Source organism: Pseudomonas sp. Y24-6, from assembly GCF_020295325.1.
GTDB classification, from domain to species: domain Bacteria; phylum Pseudomonadota; class Gammaproteobacteria; order Pseudomonadales; family Pseudomonadaceae; genus Aquipseudomonas; species Aquipseudomonas gregormendelii.
The window spans coordinates 94,164-109,814 of the sequence record NZ_JACBXG010000009.1 but is presented as its reverse complement, the minus strand read 5'-3'; the positions used below and the strand labels follow the sequence as shown (position 1 = coordinate 109,814).

At 61.3% G+C, this 15,651-nt stretch carries 13 protein-coding genes; 8 read left to right on the top strand and 5 right to left on the bottom strand.

From position 1 onward, the window contains the following. Nucleotides 1–8: 8 nt before the first annotated feature. From dinG to pdxH, 5 genes are all read left to right on the top strand, one after another. Nucleotides 9–2,153, top strand: coding sequence for an ATP-dependent DNA helicase DinG (gene dinG, locus HYI44_RS18295; protein ID WP_225570134.1), 2,145 nt, complete (start codon nt 9–11; stop codon nt 2,151–2,153). A 95-nt stretch (nt 2,154–2,248) separates the two neighbouring features. After that, nucleotides 2,249–4,627 carry a beta-galactosidase gene (locus HYI44_RS18290; protein WP_122837739.1) on the top strand — a complete coding sequence of 793 codons (2,379 nt, stop codon included), beginning with the start codon at nt 2,249–2,251 and terminating at the stop codon, nt 4,625–4,627. Between the two features lie 89 nt (nt 4,628–4,716). Further along, nucleotides 4,717–5,862 carry a serine hydrolase domain-containing protein gene (locus HYI44_RS18285; RefSeq protein ID WP_225570133.1) on the top strand — a complete coding sequence of 382 codons (1,146 nt, stop codon included), beginning with the start codon at nt 4,717–4,719 and terminating at the stop codon, nt 5,860–5,862. A gap of 112 nt (nt 5,863–5,974) precedes the next feature. Then, nucleotides 5,975–7,081 carry an OmpA family protein gene (locus tag HYI44_RS18280; RefSeq protein ID WP_225570132.1) on the top strand — a complete coding sequence of 369 codons (1,107 nt, stop codon included), beginning with the start codon at nt 5,975–5,977 and terminating at the stop codon, nt 7,079–7,081. 24 nt (nt 7,082–7,105) lie between these two features. After that, nucleotides 7,106–7,753 (top strand): pyridoxamine 5'-phosphate oxidase, encoded by a 648-nt coding sequence (gene pdxH / locus HYI44_RS18275; RefSeq protein ID WP_122837741.1) that lies wholly within the window; start codon nt 7,106–7,108, stop codon nt 7,751–7,753. Between the two features lie 5 nt (nt 7,754–7,758). Here the strand turns inward: pdxH and HYI44_RS18270 are convergent, their stop codons facing one another. Then, nucleotides 7,759–7,995 carry a hypothetical protein gene (locus tag HYI44_RS18270; protein WP_122837742.1) on the bottom strand — a complete coding sequence of 79 codons (237 nt, stop codon included), beginning with the start codon at nt 7,993–7,995 and terminating at the stop codon, nt 7,759–7,761. Between the two features lie 167 nt (nt 7,996–8,162). On the opposite strand from HYI44_RS18270, the gene HYI44_RS18265 reads away from it, so the two are divergent. After that, the gene (locus HYI44_RS18265; protein WP_020798113.1) at nt 8,163–8,627 is read left to right on the top strand and encodes a glycine zipper 2TM domain-containing protein; all 465 of its coding nucleotides are present in this window, start codon (nt 8,163–8,165) and stop codon (nt 8,625–8,627) included. Between the two features lie 70 nt (nt 8,628–8,697). On the opposite strand, the gene nhaA is transcribed toward HYI44_RS18265, so the two are convergent. After that, a complete protein-coding gene (nhaA, locus tag HYI44_RS18260; protein ID WP_225570131.1) occupies nt 8,698–9,888 on the bottom strand; it encodes a Na+/H+ antiporter NhaA in 1,191 nt (396 codons plus the stop codon). A gap of 250 nt (nt 9,889–10,138) precedes the next feature. Between nhaA and HYI44_RS18255 the strand changes: the two genes are divergently transcribed. Continuing rightward, the gene (locus HYI44_RS18255) at nt 10,139–11,233 is read left to right on the top strand and encodes a PLP-dependent cysteine synthase family protein (RefSeq protein WP_225570130.1); all 1,095 of its coding nucleotides are present in this window, start codon (nt 10,139–10,141) and stop codon (nt 11,231–11,233) included. Between the two features lie 163 nt (nt 11,234–11,396). Here HYI44_RS18255 and HYI44_RS18250 read toward each other — a convergent pair whose 3' ends face one another. The 3 genes from HYI44_RS18250 to HYI44_RS18240 all read right to left on the bottom strand — a co-directional run bounded on the left by HYI44_RS18250 (nt 11,397) and on the right by HYI44_RS18240 (nt 14,609). Beyond that, nucleotides 11,397–13,010 carry an NAD(P)/FAD-dependent oxidoreductase gene (locus tag HYI44_RS18250; RefSeq protein WP_122837745.1) on the bottom strand — a complete coding sequence of 538 codons (1,614 nt, stop codon included), beginning with the start codon at nt 13,008–13,010 and terminating at the stop codon, nt 11,397–11,399. Between the two features lie 100 nt (nt 13,011–13,110). Next, the gene (locus HYI44_RS18245; RefSeq protein ID WP_045061065.1) at nt 13,111–13,764 is read right to left on the bottom strand and encodes a COG3650 family protein; all 654 of its coding nucleotides are present in this window, start codon (nt 13,762–13,764) and stop codon (nt 13,111–13,113) included. Between the two features lie 245 nt (nt 13,765–14,009). Continuing rightward, the gene (locus HYI44_RS18240) at nt 14,010–14,609 is read right to left on the bottom strand and encodes a short chain dehydrogenase (protein ID WP_225570129.1); all 600 of its coding nucleotides are present in this window, start codon (nt 14,607–14,609) and stop codon (nt 14,010–14,012) included. A 105-nt stretch (nt 14,610–14,714) separates the two neighbouring features. On the opposite strand from HYI44_RS18240, the gene HYI44_RS18235 reads away from it, so the two are divergent. Next, entirely contained in the window at nt 14,715–15,623 is a 909-nt protein-coding gene (locus HYI44_RS18235) for a LysR family transcriptional regulator (protein ID WP_225570128.1), read from the top strand. The last annotated feature ends 28 nt before the right edge of the window (nt 15,624–15,651 follow it).

Sequence of the window (15,651 nt, the reverse complement as noted above, 5' to 3'; positions counted from 1 at the left end):
GACAATCCATGATCAGCACCGAACTCAAAACCACGATCCAGGGCGCCTACTCGCGTTTTCTCGAGGCCAAGAGCCTCAAGCCGCGCTACGGCCAACGCCTGATGATCGCCGAAATTGCCAAAGTCCTCGGGGATATCGATACCGATGACGAGGGCCGGCGCAGTGGCGACCCCGCGATTGTCGCGGTGGAAGCCGGCACCGGTACCGGTAAAACCGTGGCCTACAGCCTGGCTGCGATACCGACGGCCAAGGCCGCCGGCAAGCGCCTGGTGATCGCCACGGCGACCGTGGCGCTGCAAGAACAGATCGTCTACAAGGACCTGCCCGACCTGATGCGCAACAGCGGGCTGAATTTCAGCTTCGCCCTGGCCAAGGGCCGGGGGCGCTATATGTGCCTGTCCAAGCTCGACATGCTGTTGCAGGAAGGCCACGCGCAAACGGCTACGGCGCAATTGTTCGAAGAGGAAGGCTTTCGCATCGAGGTCGACGAAGCCAGCCAGAAGCTGTTCACCAGCATGATCGAGAAGCTTGCCGGCAATAAGTGGGATGGCGATCGCGACAGCTGGTCCACCGCCCTGGAAGACGCCGACTGGGCTCGCCTCACGACCGATCACAGCCAGTGCACCAACCGCCATTGCCCCAACTTCGGCCAGTGCGCCTTCTACAAGGCCCGCGAAGGCATGGGCAAGGTCGACGTCATCGTCACCAACCACGACATGGTGCTGGCCGATCTGGCACTGGGGGGCGGCGCCGTCCTGCCGGACCCTCGCGACACCATCTACGTCTTCGACGAAGGTCATCACCTGCCAGACAAGGCGATTGGTCACTTCGCCCATTACACGCGTCTGCGCTCCACGGCCGACTGGCTGGAGACGACCGCCAAGAACCTCACCAAATTACTCGCCCAGCACCCGCTGCCAGGCGACCTGGGCAAGCTGATCGAGCAGGTGCCGGAACTCGCGCGGGAAATCAAGACCCAGCAGCAGTTCATGTTTACCGCCTGTGAACAGGTGGCCGATTTCAAGCCGGGCGAAGACGTCGAAGGTCGTGAGCGACCACGGCATCGCTTTGTCGGCGGGGTGATTCCCGAGCACATGCGGGAAATGGGCATCGAGCTGAAGAAAGGCTTCGCCCGCCTGAATGACGTGTTCAACCGTCTCACCGAATTGTTGAAGGAGGGCATGGACGGCGAGGTCAACATTGGCATCGCCAGCAATCAGGCCGAAGAGTGGTACCCGCTGTTCGGCAGTCTCCTGTCCCGCTGTACGGGCAACTGGGAGCTGTGGACCGCGTTCACCGCCGAGGACCCCGACGACAACCCGCCGATGGCGCGCTGGCTGACCCTGGCCGAAAGCGGCTCGCTGTTCGACATCGAGGTCAACGCGAGCCCGATCCTGGCGGCGGAAATGCTCCGACGTAACCTCTGGAATGTGGCTTACGGTGCCTTGGTGACCTCGGCGACCCTGACCGCCCTGGGCACGTTCGACCGTTTCCGCATGCGTGCCGGGCTGCCGAAAAAAGCCGTGACGGCGGTGGTCCCCAGTCCGTTCCACCATGCCGACGCGGGCGTGCTGCGGGTGCCGGACCTGAAGGCCGATCCACGGGACGCGCCAGCGCATACTGCGGCAATCATTCGCGACCTGCCGCAGTTGGTGGAAGGTTCGCGCGGCACCCTCGTCCTGTTTTCTTCACGCAAGCAAATGCAGGACGTGTTCGACGGGCTTGATCGCGACTGGCGCAAGCAGGTGTTTATCCAGGGCAACCTGTCCAAGCAGGAAACCCTGAACAAGCACAAGGCGCGGGTTGATGGCGGGGATTCGAGCGTGCTGTTCGGTCTCGCAAGTTTTGCCGAAGGCGTGGACTTGCCCGGTGCCTACTGCGAACACGTGGTGATCGCCAAGATTCCGTTCTCGGTGCCCGACGACCCGGTTGAAGCCGCCCTGGCGGAATGGATCGAGGCCCGGGGCGGTAATCCGTTCATGGAAATCTCGGTGCCGGACGCCTCGCTCAAACTGGTCCAGGCCTGCGGGCGGTTGCTGCGAACCGAAGAGGATCGCGGCACCATCACCTTGCTCGATCGACGTCTGGTTACCCAGCGTTACGGCAAGGCCATTCTCAATGCGTTGCCGCCATTCCGTCGTGAAATTTCCTGAGGCATCGGTGGGCAATTTCGCCCGCCGCGTTGTCTATCCCTCTGCCACCGATATTCCACTGGCCCATTTTGGTCGTTAGGGAGAACTTCGTTCCCATGATTCGCCGTTCGCTGCGCCATTCGTTACCTGCTGGGGTTTTTGCCCTGATGTTCACAGCTCCTTTGCTGGCAGCTCCTGCCGGTCAACAGACGCTGTTCAACTTTGTGCGCCCCGCTGACGTTGTTCAGGTAGCGACCCAGGACGCCAGCTTGCCGCAGTCCAACGCGGAGCAGACGGCCGAAGGTGAGGTACTGCGCCGGGTGACATTCAATCCGGTGGCACAACCGACGCTGCGCCTGACCCCGCAAAGCGGTGCATGGGACTGGTCTCAGTCGGGCGTCATGAGCTTGCGCGTCCAGAGTGCCATGAGCTGGGCACTGACGCTTTACGTGAAAATCCAGAGCAATGATGGAAAGACCCTGGTCAGCCGGGTCGACCTGCCGGCTGGCCCCGCGCAGACCTTGATGGTGCCGCTGCAACCGAGCTCGCCGCTGAGCCTGGGCATGAAAGCCGGGCCACCGATGCCGATCACCGTCGATGGTCAGCGAGTACTGCTGGCCAGTAGCGCCGGAGAGCTGGATCGCAGCCAGGTGGTGTCGGTGACCTTGTCGATGGATCAACCCAAAGTTGCCCAGAGCATTCTGCTGGAACGCTTCGGCGTTCAGGACGGCGAGGGTGTGGTGCAGGCGGCGTATGGCGGTCTGGTGGATGCCTACGGTCAGTCGACTCGTGCCAAATGGCCGGAAAAAGTCACTGGCGATGATCAGTTGAAAAGCGCCGCCGCCAAGGAACAGCAACTGCTGAAAACCTGGTTGGCAGAGCGCGAGAAATCTTCCCTGGACAAGTTTGGAGGCTGGACCAAGGGCCCGCAATTCAAGGCCAGCGGATTTTTCCGCAGCGAGAAGCACGAGGGGCGTTGGTACCTCGTCACTCCTGAAGGCCACCCGTTCTACTCCCTGGGCGTGAACACTGTGTCCCCGGAGGTCAATCAGACTTACATTGCCGGTCGCGAGTGGATGTTCGAGTCCCTGCCCAAGCCCGATGAGCCGCTGGCGAGCCATTATGGCGAAGGCGACAACCGCGGGGGCAACGGCGCGGATCAGGGGCGAGGTAACAACGCCGGACGCTGGTACGATTTTTACGGTGCCAACCTGCAGCGTCTGTATGGCCAGCCGTGCGTTGTGACGAGCGAAACCAAGGCCGGGGTTGCCGATGCCGCCAAAGCCGACGCCGAAGCGGCCGAGAAACCTGCCGCCGCCCCTTGCGCGCCGCAAGTCTTCGACGACAAACGCTGGACGGCCCACACCCTCGATCGCCTGCAAGCCTGGGGTTTCAACACCGTGGGCAACTGGAGCGCGCCGATGCTGGGTGATGCCGAACGAGTGCCCTACACCGTGCCCTTATCGATCGTCGGCGATTACGCGAGCATCAGTACGGGAACTGATTGGTGGGGCGGCATGCCCGATCCGTTTGACCCACGATTTGCCATGGCCACCGAACGCGCCGTGGCCATTGCTGCCCGCGATCATCGTGATGATCCATGGCTGATTGGCTATTTCGCCGATAACGAGCTGGCCTGGGCCGGCCCCGGCGATGACCCGAAAGCCCGCTATGCGCTGGCATACGGCACTCTGAAAATGACCACCGATGTCCCGGCCAAACGTGCGTTTCTCAAGCAGCTGCGTGACAAGTATCGCAACCAGGCAGGCCTGTCCAAAGCCTGGGGGATCGACCTGCCGGCCTGGGAACTGATGGAGGACCCGGGGTTCGTACCGCCGCAACCGAGCGCGGAGTACCCCGAGATTGAGGCGGACTTCAAATACTTCCAGAAAGTCTTCGCCGACACCTATTTCAAGACCATCTCCGACTCGCTGAAGTGGCACGCCCCCAACCAGCTGTTGCTGGGCGGCCGGTTTGCCGTCAGCACGCCAGAAGCGGTCGAATCCTGCGCCCAGTATTGCGATGTGTTGAGCTTCAACATGTACACACTGCAGCCGCAGGATGGTTATGACTTCGAGAAACTGCGCAGCCTGGACAAGCCCGTGCTGATTACCGAGTTCAACTTCGGTTCGGCTGATCGCGGGCCGTTCTGGGGAGGCGTGACACAGCTGGCGAGAGAAGAGGACCGCGGGCCGGCGTATGCGAACTTCCTCAAGCAGGCGCTGAAGGAACCCTCGATTGTCGGGGTGCATTGGTTCCAGTACCTGGATCAACCCGTTACCGGGCGCTTGCTGGACGGTGAGAATGGCCACTTCGGCTTGGTGGGCATCACCGATCTACCGTTCCAGGGATTTGTCGACAGCGTGCGCAAGAGTAACCTGGCGACTGTCGATCAACTGGCCAAAGAAGTTGAAAAGGCCCGGGTCGCGGCGCAGAAGGCCGGCCATGATGCCGAGGGTGGGCGTAAAGGCGAGGCCGGAAAGGCGGCCAAGTAATCGACCGCCCGGCCCGCACCTGTTCCCAAAACCGTCAATGGCTGGAACAATGCGGCCACTTTGTAGAACATGAGTCAGGGGAGTTGCGGGTGCAGATTCAGGGTCATTACGAACTCCGGTTCGAAGCCGTGCGCGAGGCATTCGCGGCATTGTTCGACGATCCCCAGGAACGTGGCGCAGCCTTGTGTATCCAGGTTGGCGGGGAAACGGTGGTCGATCTTTGGGCCGGCAGCGCCGACAAGGACGGCAGCGAGGCTTGGCATAGCGATACTATTGCCAACCTGTTTTCCTGCACCAAGACCTTCACCGCAGTCACTGCCCTGCAACTGGTTGCCGAAGGCAAGCTGCAACTGGATGCACCGGTGGCTCGCTATTGGCCGGAGTTCGCGGCGGCGGGCAAGGAATCGGTAACCCTGCGCCAACTGCTGTGCCATCAGGCAGGCTTGCCAGCCTTGCGCGAGGTGCTGGCCCCGCAGGCCCTCTACGACTGGCAAACCATGGTCGACGCCCTGGCCGCCGAAGCACCCTGGTGGACCCCGGGCACTGGTCACGGCTATGCCGCGATCACCTATGGCTGGCTGGTCGGTGAATTGCTGCGGCGGGCCGACGGTCGGGGCCCCGGAGAGTCGATTGTGGCGCGAGTGGCCAAGCCGCTGGGGCTGGATTTTCATGTCGGCCTGGCGGACGAAGAATTCCATCGGGTGGCGCATATCGCCCGCGGCAAGGGCAATGTCGGCGATGCCGCGGCCCAGCGCCTGCTGCAAGTGACGATGCGCGAACCCACGGCGATGACCACTCGCGCGTTCACCAATCCGCCGTCGGTCCTGACCAGCACCAATAAACCGGAGTGGCGCCGGATGCAGCAGCCGGCCGCCAATGGGCATGGCAATGCGCGCAGCCTGGCCGGGTTTTACGCCGGCCTGCTGGATGGCAGCCTGCTCGAAAGCGAAATGCTCGACGAGCTGACTCGCGAACACAGCGTCGGCGACGACAAGACTTTATTGACCCGGACCCGTTTCGGGCTGGGCTGCATGCTCGATCAACCGGACGTTCCCAATGCCACCTATGGCCTCGGCCCGCGCGCGTTCGGGCATCCGGGTGCCGGCGGTTCCATCGGTTTTGCTGACCCGGAACATGATGTTGCTTTCGGATTTGTGACAAATACACTGGGGCCGTACGTCTTGATGGATCCCCGCGCGCAAAACCTTGCGCGAGTACTGGCCACTTGTCTGTAAACCCGGTCGTCAGGCTTCCAGGGCGGAACCTGACAGCGTTTCTGGTTTCAAAGCGTGTCTTTATGCAGGCCATTCTGGTCTGATTTTTGTTAATTCATTTTGTGGATATCCAATGTCGTCCAATAAAACTTTCGCCCTGGCCCTGTGCTTCGCCATCACCGGTTGCGCACAGACTCCACAAAATGACGCAGATGGCAGTAGCTGGTGGCCATTCGGTTCCTCCGATAAAGTTGCCGCAAAAGAGCCAACCCCGGCGCCTGCCCCGCTCAAACCCGCAGCGACTGCACCGGTCGCCAAGGCCGAAAGCTCCAATCCCTGGTACTGGCCGTTCGGTTCGGAAGAAGTTCTGGACAAGAACCCTGACGTGAAAGCTGAAGCCAAGCCGGTCGAAGTGGCCAAGGCTGAAGCCGAAGCGGGTGGAAAATGGTGGTGGCCGTTTGGCGGCAAGGATCAGCCTGTCGCCAAGGCTGTACCGATGCCTGATCCGAAAGTCACCCAAGCCTGGCTCGATGACTACGAACCGCGCCTGCGCACCGCGATCAAGGACAGCAACCTGCAACTCGAGCGTCGTGAAAACGTGCTGGTGGTCACCGCCCCGGTCGAAGGCTCGTTCAACCCGGATCGCCCGGCCATGCTGCTACCAGTCACCCTGGGCCCGTTCACCCGCGTCGCTAAAATTCTCGAAGTCGATCCCAAGACTGCGGTCCTGGTGCTCGGCCATAGTGATACCTCCGGTGCTAATCCGGCCAACGTCAAGTTGAGCCAGGAGCGAGCCCAGGCCGTTGCAGCAATCTTCCGTCTAAGCGGCCTGCAACGTGATCGTCTGATGCTGCGCGGCATGGGCAGTGAAGCGCCGCGGGCAGCCAACGACAGCGTCGAAGGGCGCGCCTTGAACCGTCGTGTGGAACTGCTGGTAACTCCGCAGAACACCATGGTTGCCTTGTTGAGCAAGTACAACATGCCGGCTCCGGCACCCGTGCGCATGGTTGCGGCCCAGGACGTCAAGCCAGCGGTAGCGCCTGTCGCTCCGGCCCCTGCGGCGAAGAAAGCCGATGTCCCGGCTGCGAAAAAGGCCCCGGCCAAGAAAGCTGCCGCCAAGGCGCCCGCCAAGAAAGCCCCGGCTAAAACCGCTACGCCGGCCAAGAAGACTGCGCCGGCCAAAGCCAAGGCGGCAGCCACTGACAAGAAAGTCGCGGCTGCTGACGCTGCAAAAAAGTGATTCGTTAACCAAAAGGAATGCGCCATGACCCAGGGCCTGGCTGATATGCGTCGCGACTACACCCGGGACGGCCTGACCGAGGCGCAAGCCCCGGCCGAGCCGTTCGGGTTGTTCCATCAATGGTTCGCCGAGGCGGTGAAAACCGAACAGGCGCCGGTGGAGGCCAATGCCATGACCCTGGCCACCGTCGATCCTGACGGGCGCCCGCATTGCCGGATCCTGCTGCTCAAGGGGCTGGACGAGCAAGGCTTCACGTTTTTCACCAACTACGAAAGTGCCAAGGGGCAGCATCTGGCGGCGAATCCGTTCGCTGCCATGACCTTCTTCTGGCCGGCCCTGGAGCGTCAGGTGCGTATCGAGGGGCGGGTGGTCAAGGTGTCTCCCGAGGAGTCCGACGCCTACTATCAGGTCCGGCCGTTGGGCAGCCGTCTGGGCGCCTGGGCTTCGCCGCAAAGCCGGGTGATCGCCGACCGTGCCGAGCTGGAAGCGCTGCTCAAGAACACCGAGCAACGTTTCAGCGATACGCAGCCGCATTGCCCCGAGCACTGGGGGGGTTATCGCCTGTTGCCCGAGCGCATCGAATTCTGGCAGGGCCGTCCGAGCCGTCTGCACGATCGCCTCAACTACCGCCTGCAGGGCGCCGACTGGATTCTTGAACGTCTGGCACCCTGAGCAGTCTACCGAGCGGGATAGTTCGCCGCAGCGGCCTTGAGCCACTGCGGCAATTCCCGACGCTTGATCCCCTGCGCTTGAGCGTTCGCCAGTTGCTGGAGCATGAAGGCTTTTTTGCCTTCGTCGCCTTCGGCCAGGGCTAACGCCAGGTCACGGTCCATCCAGCGTTTGATCCGCACGTACAGCCACCAGTGGAAGTACAAACCGGCGACAGTGGTGACGACAATGATGAAGTAATCCATGAAAATCCTTGGGTCGGTGACGCAGATCTCGTAATTTGACGCTACTGTGTGGTGAATTCGAGGGGCGCCTGTACGTGCCCTGAATCAAACCACTTTTATCCGGGCGATGCCGTGACAGGCGTCATGCTGCGGAGTTTAATGAATACCTGTCCTTTGGAGTTGATGCTATGCGTAAGTCTGTTTTGTTGGTTGCTTCCTTTTCGACGATGGCGATGTTGCTCACTGGCTGCCAATCGAGCCTGACCGGTGACTCCTATTCCCGTGACGAAGCGCGTCGCGTGCAGACGATTCGCATGGGCACCATCGAAGCACTGCGCCCGGTAAAAATTGAAGGCACCAAGACCCCGATCGGCGGTGCCGCCGGTGCGGTCGTCGGTGGCGTCGGCGGTAGCGCCATTGGTGGCGGTCGCGGCAGCATTGTTGCAGCTGTGATCGGCGCAGTTGCCGGCGGCTTGCTGGGTTCGGCCACCGAAGAGGGCCTGACCCGTACCCAGGGCGTGGAAATCACCGTGCGCGAAGACGACGGCAGCATGCGCGCCTACGTGCAGCAGGTTCAGGAGAACGAAGTGTTCCGTGTCGGCGAGCGCGTGCGGATCGCTACCGTGGATGGTACGAGCCGCGTTTCGCACTAAGCGTAACCGCTCAAAAGAAAACCCCGACCAGGAGACTGGTCGGGGTTTTTTATTTTGCCGCAAACCTATGTCAGGCGTGGGCCAACGCAGCATTCTTGCGGCTTGCCGCTGCTGTCACTGCATAACCAATCAGCGCTGCCAGGATCGACCCGGTCAAAATACCCATGCGGTCCATGCCAGCGAATTCGCTGACGCCCGGTTCAAACGCCAGTGAGCCAACGAACAGGCTCATGGTGAAGCCGATGCCGCAGAGGATCGCCACGCCTAGCACCTGGCCCCAGTTGGCACCTTGGGGCAGAGCTGCGATACCGGTTCTAACCGCCAGCCAGGTGAGGCCGAACACTCCGACAGTCTTGCCCAGCAACAGTCCGATGGCGATGCCCATCGGTACGTGATGAGTGAAGCTTTCGACGGTCACGCCGCTCAGCGACAAGCCGGCGTTGGCGAAGGCGAACAGCGGCAGGATGCCGTAGGCTACCCAGGGATGCAGGGCGTGTTCCAGGGTCAGCAGCGGCGAAGGCTCGGCATTTTTCGTGCGCAGCGGGATGCAGAAGGCCAGGGTCACGCCGGCGAGCGTGGCGTGGACGCCACTTTTCAGCACGCAAACCCAGAGGATCAGGCCGATGATCATGTACGGCCCAAGCTTGACCACACCCAGCCGGTTCATCGCGAGGAGTGCCGCTATACAGGCCCCTGCCAGAGCCAGGGACAGGGTCGACAAGGTGCCGGAGTAAAAGATCGCGATGACGATGATTGCACCCAGGTCATCGATGATCGCCAGGGTCATCAGGAACAGTTTGAGCGACACCGGTACGCGTTTGCCCAGCAGGGCAAGCACGCCCAGGGCGAAAGCGATGTCGGTGGCCATCGGGATGGCCCAGCCATCAAGGGCTGCGCCGTTATCCCGGTTGAAGAACCAGTAGACCAGCGCGGGAATGACCATGCCACCAATCGCCGCGGCACCGGGCAGGACGACCTGGGAAGGTTTCGACAGCTGGCCGTCGAGGACTTCGCGCTTCACTTCCAGGCCGATCAGCAGGAAGAACAACGCCATCAGGCCATCGTTGATCCAGAGCAGCGCCGGCTTGGCGATTTGCAGCGCACCGATCTGCGCCACCACCGGAGTGTCGAGAAAGCTGGTGTACAGCCACGACAGCGGGGAGTTATTGATGATCAGGGCCAGGACTGCGGCGGCGATCAGTAATAGACCGCTGGCCGCTTCCAGCTGAAAGAAACGCGTGAAAGTGCTACGCAGTGGCAAGGTCACTCTCCATTGATGGGTTCGAAGGTGGCACACCCTAACCCGTGCCGTTAGTTGTTAAAACAAAATTTATATTCTTTTTTGTTATATAGCGTTGCAGCTATGGGTGCTGGACCCGAGGCTGAGCCTAGCAGTTGCCAAACGTATTGAACCTCAGCTGTACCTGTGCGTGATGTAGGTTTTTTCCTAAGCTTGCATGTTGGGCCTCAAAAAAAGGTCTGCCAAAACCCGATCCGACGAGAAAACCACCATGAGCGACAACCGACAGTGGGCCCGAGAAGCCATCCGGATCATTGAGGCGGACTTCCAGCGCAGTGCCGACACTCACCTGATCCCTTTGCCGTTGCCCGGGTTTACCGGCATCGAACTGTATTTCAAGGATGAGTCGAGCCACCCCACGGGCAGCCTCAAGCATCGACTGGCTCGCTCGTTGTTCCTGTATGCGTTGTGCAATGGCTGGCTCAAACCGGGGGCGCCGGTGATCGAGGCATCCAGCGGTTCGACGGCGATTTCCGAGGCTTATTTCGCTCGGATGCTCGGCCTGCCGTTCATTGCGGTGATGCCGGCGACTACGTCCAGGGAGAAGATCGCGCAGATCGCCTTCTACGGTGGCAAAAGTCACCTGGTGAATGATCCGACGCAGATCTACGCCGAGTCCGAGCGCCTGGCACGCGAGCACGATGGCCACTTCATCGATCAGTTCACCTATGCCGAGCGCGCGACCGACTGGCGCGCCAACAACAACATCGCCGAATCAATCTTCCATCAGATGCGCTTCGAAAAGCACCCGGAACCGAGCTGGCTGATTTCCAGCCCCGGCACGGGCGGTACCACGGCGACCCTGGGGCGTTATGTGCGTTATCGTCAGCACTGCACGCGCGTACTCTGCGCCGATGCCGAGCGTTCCGTGTTCTTCGATTTCTACCAGACTGGCAACGCGAGCCTGCGCCTGGATCACGGTTCGCGCATCGAAGGTATCGGTCGGCCCCGGGTCGAAGCGTCGTTCCTGCCAAAAGTTATTGATGCGATGGTCAAGGTGCCGGACGCGCTGTCTCTGGCGGCCATGCATTACCTGGCCGGACGCTTGGGAAGGCATGTCGGCGGATCGAGCGGGACTAACCTGATTGGCGCTTTGATGGCAGCCCAGCAGATGGCGGCGGCGGGGGAGTCGGGGTCGATCGTGGCGATTTTATGTGATGGTGGCGAACGCTATGCCGACACCTACTACGATCAGTCCTGGCTCAAGGCGCAGGGGTATGAGTTGAGTGGCCTGATCGATGCGGTCGCGGCGAGTGCCGAGCGTGGGGAGCCGTTGCCGGCGAGCGTGCTGCGCGCCAATATCTGAAGGCGCTGCGGCACTGAAGAGCCTATGTGGTAGACCCATGTGGAAGCGAGCCTGCTCGCAATTGCGGATTAACATTCACCAGATATGCTGGCTGATCGTATGCAATCGCGAGCAGGCTCGCTCCCACAGGTTTTTCCACAAGCTTTTGTAATGGCTTAGAGCATCAGGCCTCGAGGCCGAGGATGTCGCGAGCCACTGCTTCGGCGATCCGGATCCCGTCCACACCTGCCGAGAGAATCCCGCCCGCATAACCGGCGCCTTCACCCGCCGGGAACAGACCCTTGACGTTGAGGCTCTGCATCGACTCGTCGCGGGTAATGCGCAGCGGCGAGGACGTGCGGGTTTCGATCCCGGTCAGCACCGCGTCGTGCAGCGAGTAGCCGCGAATCTGTTTTTCGAAGGCAGGCAGTGCTTCACGAATCGCTTCGATGGCAAACGCCGGCAGCGCCAGGGCCAGGTCCCCCAAGGCGACTCCGGGTTTATAGGACGGCTCGACACTCCCCAGTGCGGTGGACGGCTTGCCGGCAATGAAGTCCCCGACCAGTTGCGCCGGGGCTTCGTAGTTGCTGCCCCCCAGCACGAAAGCGTGGGACTCCAGGCGTTCCTGCAGCTCGATCCCCGCCAGCGGGCCGCCCGGATAATCGACTTCCGGGGTAATACCCACGACGATGCCGGAGTTGGCGTTGCGTTCGTTACGCGAATACTGGCTCATGCCGTTGGTCACCACCCGGTTCGGCTCGGACGTCGCGGCTACGACGGTGCCGCCAGGGCACATGCAGAAGCTGTAGACCGAGCGGCCATTCTTGGCGTGGTGCACCAGTTTATAGTCGGCCGCGCCGAGTTTCGGGTGGCCGGCGTACTTGCCCAGGCGCGCGCGGTCGATCAGCGATTGCGGGTGTTCGATGCGGAAACCCACCGAGAACGGCTTGGCTTCCATGAACACACCACGGCCGTGCAACATGCGGAAGGTGTCACGGGCGCTGTGGCCGAGGGCCAGGATTACGTGCCTGGAATGTATCTGTTCGCCGCCATCGAGCTCGACGCCGGTCAGCTGTCCGTCTTCGATCAGCACGTCAGTGACGCGCTGCTGGAAGCGCACTTCGCCACCCAGGGCACGAATCTGCTCACGCATATTCTCCACGACCCCGGTCAACCGGAAGGTGCCGATGTGCGGTTTGCTGACGTACAGGATTTCATCCGGCGCGCCAGCCTTGACGAACTCGTGCAGGACCTTGCGCCCGATGAACTTCGGATCCTTGATCTGGCTGTAGAGCTTGCCGTCGGAGAACGTCCCTGCGCCGCCTTCACCGAACTGTACGTTGGACTCGGGATTGAGCACGCTTTTGCGCCACAGGCCCCAGGTGTCCTTGGTGCGCTGACGAACTTCAGTGCCGCGCTCCAGAATGATCGGCTTGAAACCCATCTGCGCGAGCAGCAGACCGGCGAAAATACCGCACGGACCAAAACCCACGACCACCGGGCGCTGTTCGAGATCCGCCGGCGCCTGGCCGACGACCTTGTAACTGACATCCGGCGCCACATTGACGTTACGGTCATCGACGAACCTGTTCAGCACCATCGCTTCATCGCGCACGTTGAGGTCGACGGTGTAGATGAAGCACAGTTCGGAAGACTTTTTACGCGCGTCGTAGCTGCGTTTGAACAAGGTGAAATCGAGCAGGTCATCGCTGGCAATGCCCAGGCGTTGCACGATGGCAGGGCGCAGGTCTTCTTCGGGATGGTCGATCGGCAGCTTGAGTTCGGTGATTCGTAACATGACAGGATCCGGTTCGCGGGGCGCTTGACTGCGCCAGGGCGGAATAGCACAAACCGGTGATTATAAGCCCCAAAGACCCGAATCAGTGAGGCTAAAACGATCAGTCGTCACGCGCTCCGCCGAAATACCCGCAACCACGCTGGACCTGGCCGTTGATGCGCAGTTCGGCGCTCATGTGCTGGACCGCGCCCGTGGTGGCATCTACGCACCGTTGCGGCGCGACCCACAGCTCTATGCGTTGGTCATTGGCTTCAGTGCTGAGATTGAAGCGGCCATCACCCAGCTGTTCCTCGACATAGGGCAGGGCCAGGGGTGGCTGGCCGGCGCGGTCAATGACCATGCCCTTGCCGCTGACCTTGACGCTCCACGGCGGCGTCTGGCCGGCGGCGCGCAGGATCAGCAATTTGAAGTTGGGATCATCACAGGCCGTGCCCGAGCGTTCGACGCGGTACAACTGCTGCAGGTCGAGGCGGTTGCCGTCGATGCGCCCGCGCACGTCGGCAAACAACTTGCCCTGATTGTCTGCCAGGGTCGCAGCCTCCTGCAGCACGCTGGTGCCACCGGTGTCGTTGACCACAAAACTGCTCGATTGATTGCACGGCTGGAACACCAGCTTGCCATCCGCCGCCGTCAACTGTCCCTGCATGCGGGTCTGGCCCACGTGGGAGGCGCTTTGCCGCGGACCATCGAACAACTGGCACGCGGCAAACAATGGAAGCAAGGCAACGAGGACAAGGGAACGGGCAACACGCATCTTTGGTTCTCCAGACAAGTGCTGCCACGTTACGCAGCCTGACCGCTCATCACAACCCCGGCGATGCAGTGGCCTCCCCCTGGCTCCCACTGCCTGAACCTGGATCAACCTGGCTCAACTGTGGGAGCAAAGCTTGCTGGCGATAGCGATCTCAAGGGCGCCATCGCGGGCAAGCCTTGCTCCCAAAGATCACCGGCAAGGCCCCACAGATCACTGGCAAGCCTCCCACAGACTGTCTCAGGCGCTCAGCCCACGTGAAAAGTCTGACCCGTCTGCAAGCCTTCTACGCTTTTGGCGTAAGCCAAAGCCACATCGGCCGCAGGAACCGGTTTGTACCCGCGGAAGTACGGCGCATAACTGCCCATCGCCTCCAACAGCACGGTCGGGCTGATGGAGTTCACGCGTAACCCGCGAGGCAATTCGATAGCCGCCGCGCGTACGAAGCTGTCCAGCGCACCGTTGACCAGGGCCGCCGAAGCGCCGCTGCGGATCGGGTCATGGCTCAGCACGCCAGTGGTGAAGGTGAACGAGGCGCCGTCATTGGCGAACTCGCGGCCGATCAACAGCAGGTTGACCTGCCCCATCAGTTTGTCCTTCAGCCCCAGTGCAAAACTCTCCTCGGACATCTCATCCAGCGGCGCGAATGTCACGTTGCCAGCGGCACAGACCAGGGCGTCAAATCTTCCGGTCTGCTCGAACAGTTTGCGAATCGAGGCGCTGTCGCTGATATCCACCTGCAGATCGCCACTGTTACGACCGATGCGAATGACTTCGTGACGTTGCGACAACTCCTTGTCGACCGCTGAACCGATGGTGCCGCCTGCGCCTATCAACAGAATTTTCATGCCTTGATCCCCGGGTGGTTTAAGCGAGGCTCCAGTCTAGGGGTGGTTTTTTTCACTGATAAGCGTGCTAATAGGCAACCTTTGGTTTTCAAAAGGAAACAATCCATGAGCGAAATGGATGACCTCGCGGCGTTCGCGGTATTGATCGAGGCGGGAAGTTTTACCCTGGCTGCGCAGCAACTGGGTTGCAGCAAGGGGCAATTGTCCAAGCGCATCAGCCTGCTGGAAAGCCGATTTTCCGTAGTCCTGCTGCAGCGCACCACCCGCCGCCTGAGTTTGACGGCGGCCGGCGCTGCGCTATTGCCCCAGGCCCAGGCACTGGTGGTGCAAGTGGAGAGGGCGCGTCAGGCATTGGCGCGATTGAAGGACGATATGGCCGGGCCAGTGCGCATGACTGTGCCGGTGTCGCTGGGCGAAACTTTTTTCGATGGGTTGTTGCTGGAATTCTCTCAACAGTACCCAGAGGTGCAAATCGAGCTGGACCTGAGTAACGAATTCCGCGATTTATCCCGAGAGGGTTTTGATCTTGCAGTGCGCTCCGAGGTCGGTAACGACGAGCGGCTGGTGGCCCGACCGCTGTTGGCCTGGCATGAGATGACCTGCGCCAGCCCTGTGTACCTTGAACACTATGGTGAGCCCGCAACACCACAGGCACTGGCAGAGCACCGCTGCCTGCTCAATAGCCATTACAGCGGTCGCGAAGAATGGCTCTATCACCAGCAGCACGAGTTGCTGCGGGTGCGAGTGATGGGACCGTTCGCCAGTAATCGTTACAGCCTGCTGAAGAAAGCGGCGCTGGCGGGTGCGGGGATTGCGCGGTTGCCGTCGTATTTATTGCAAACGGAGTTGGCCGACGGGCGCTTGCGCTGGTTGTTGCGTGACTATCAGACCCGCAGGATGCCCATGTATCTGGTGCATCCATACCAGGGCGGTTTGCCGAAACGCACGCAGGTGCTGGCGGACTATCTGATGGGGTGGTTCAAGCGCAGTGGTGAGGCGTTGGACAAGCTTTGAGGCATCGCATATAACCACGTAGGAGCTG

Bases quoted from the DNA above. Each gene is read 5' to 3' on its own strand.
- HYI44_RS18235 (WP_225570128.1), top strand. From the start codon at position 14,715: ATGAGCGAAATGGATGACCTCGCGGCGTTCGCGGTATTGATCGAGGCG.
- HYI44_RS18280 (WP_225570132.1), top strand. From the start codon at position 5,975: ATGTCGTCCAATAAAACTTTCGCCCTGGCCCTGTGCTTCGCCATCACC.
- HYI44_RS18240 (WP_225570129.1), bottom strand. From the start codon at position 14,609: ATGAAAATTCTGTTGATAGGCGCAGGCGGCACCATCGGTTCAGCGGTC.
- HYI44_RS18270 (WP_122837742.1), bottom strand. From the start codon at position 7,995: ATGGATTACTTCATCATTGTCGTCACCACTGTCGCCGGTTTGTACTTC.
- HYI44_RS18290 (WP_122837739.1), top strand. From the start codon at position 2,249: ATGATTCGCCGTTCGCTGCGCCATTCGTTACCTGCTGGGGTTTTTGCC.
- HYI44_RS18245 (WP_045061065.1), bottom strand. From the start codon at position 13,764: ATGCGTGTTGCCCGTTCCCTTGTCCTCGTTGCCTTGCTTCCATTGTTT.
- HYI44_RS18265 (WP_020798113.1), top strand. From the start codon at position 8,163: ATGCGTAAGTCTGTTTTGTTGGTTGCTTCCTTTTCGACGATGGCGATG.
- HYI44_RS18250 (WP_122837745.1), bottom strand. From the start codon at position 13,010: ATGTTACGAATCACCGAACTCAAGCTGCCGATCGACCATCCCGAAGAA.
- pdxH (WP_122837741.1), top strand. From the start codon at position 7,106: ATGACCCAGGGCCTGGCTGATATGCGTCGCGACTACACCCGGGACGGC.
- HYI44_RS18255 (WP_225570130.1), top strand. From the start codon at position 10,139: ATGAGCGACAACCGACAGTGGGCCCGAGAAGCCATCCGGATCATTGAG.
- dinG (WP_225570134.1), top strand. From the start codon at position 9: ATGATCAGCACCGAACTCAAAACCACGATCCAGGGCGCCTACTCGCGT.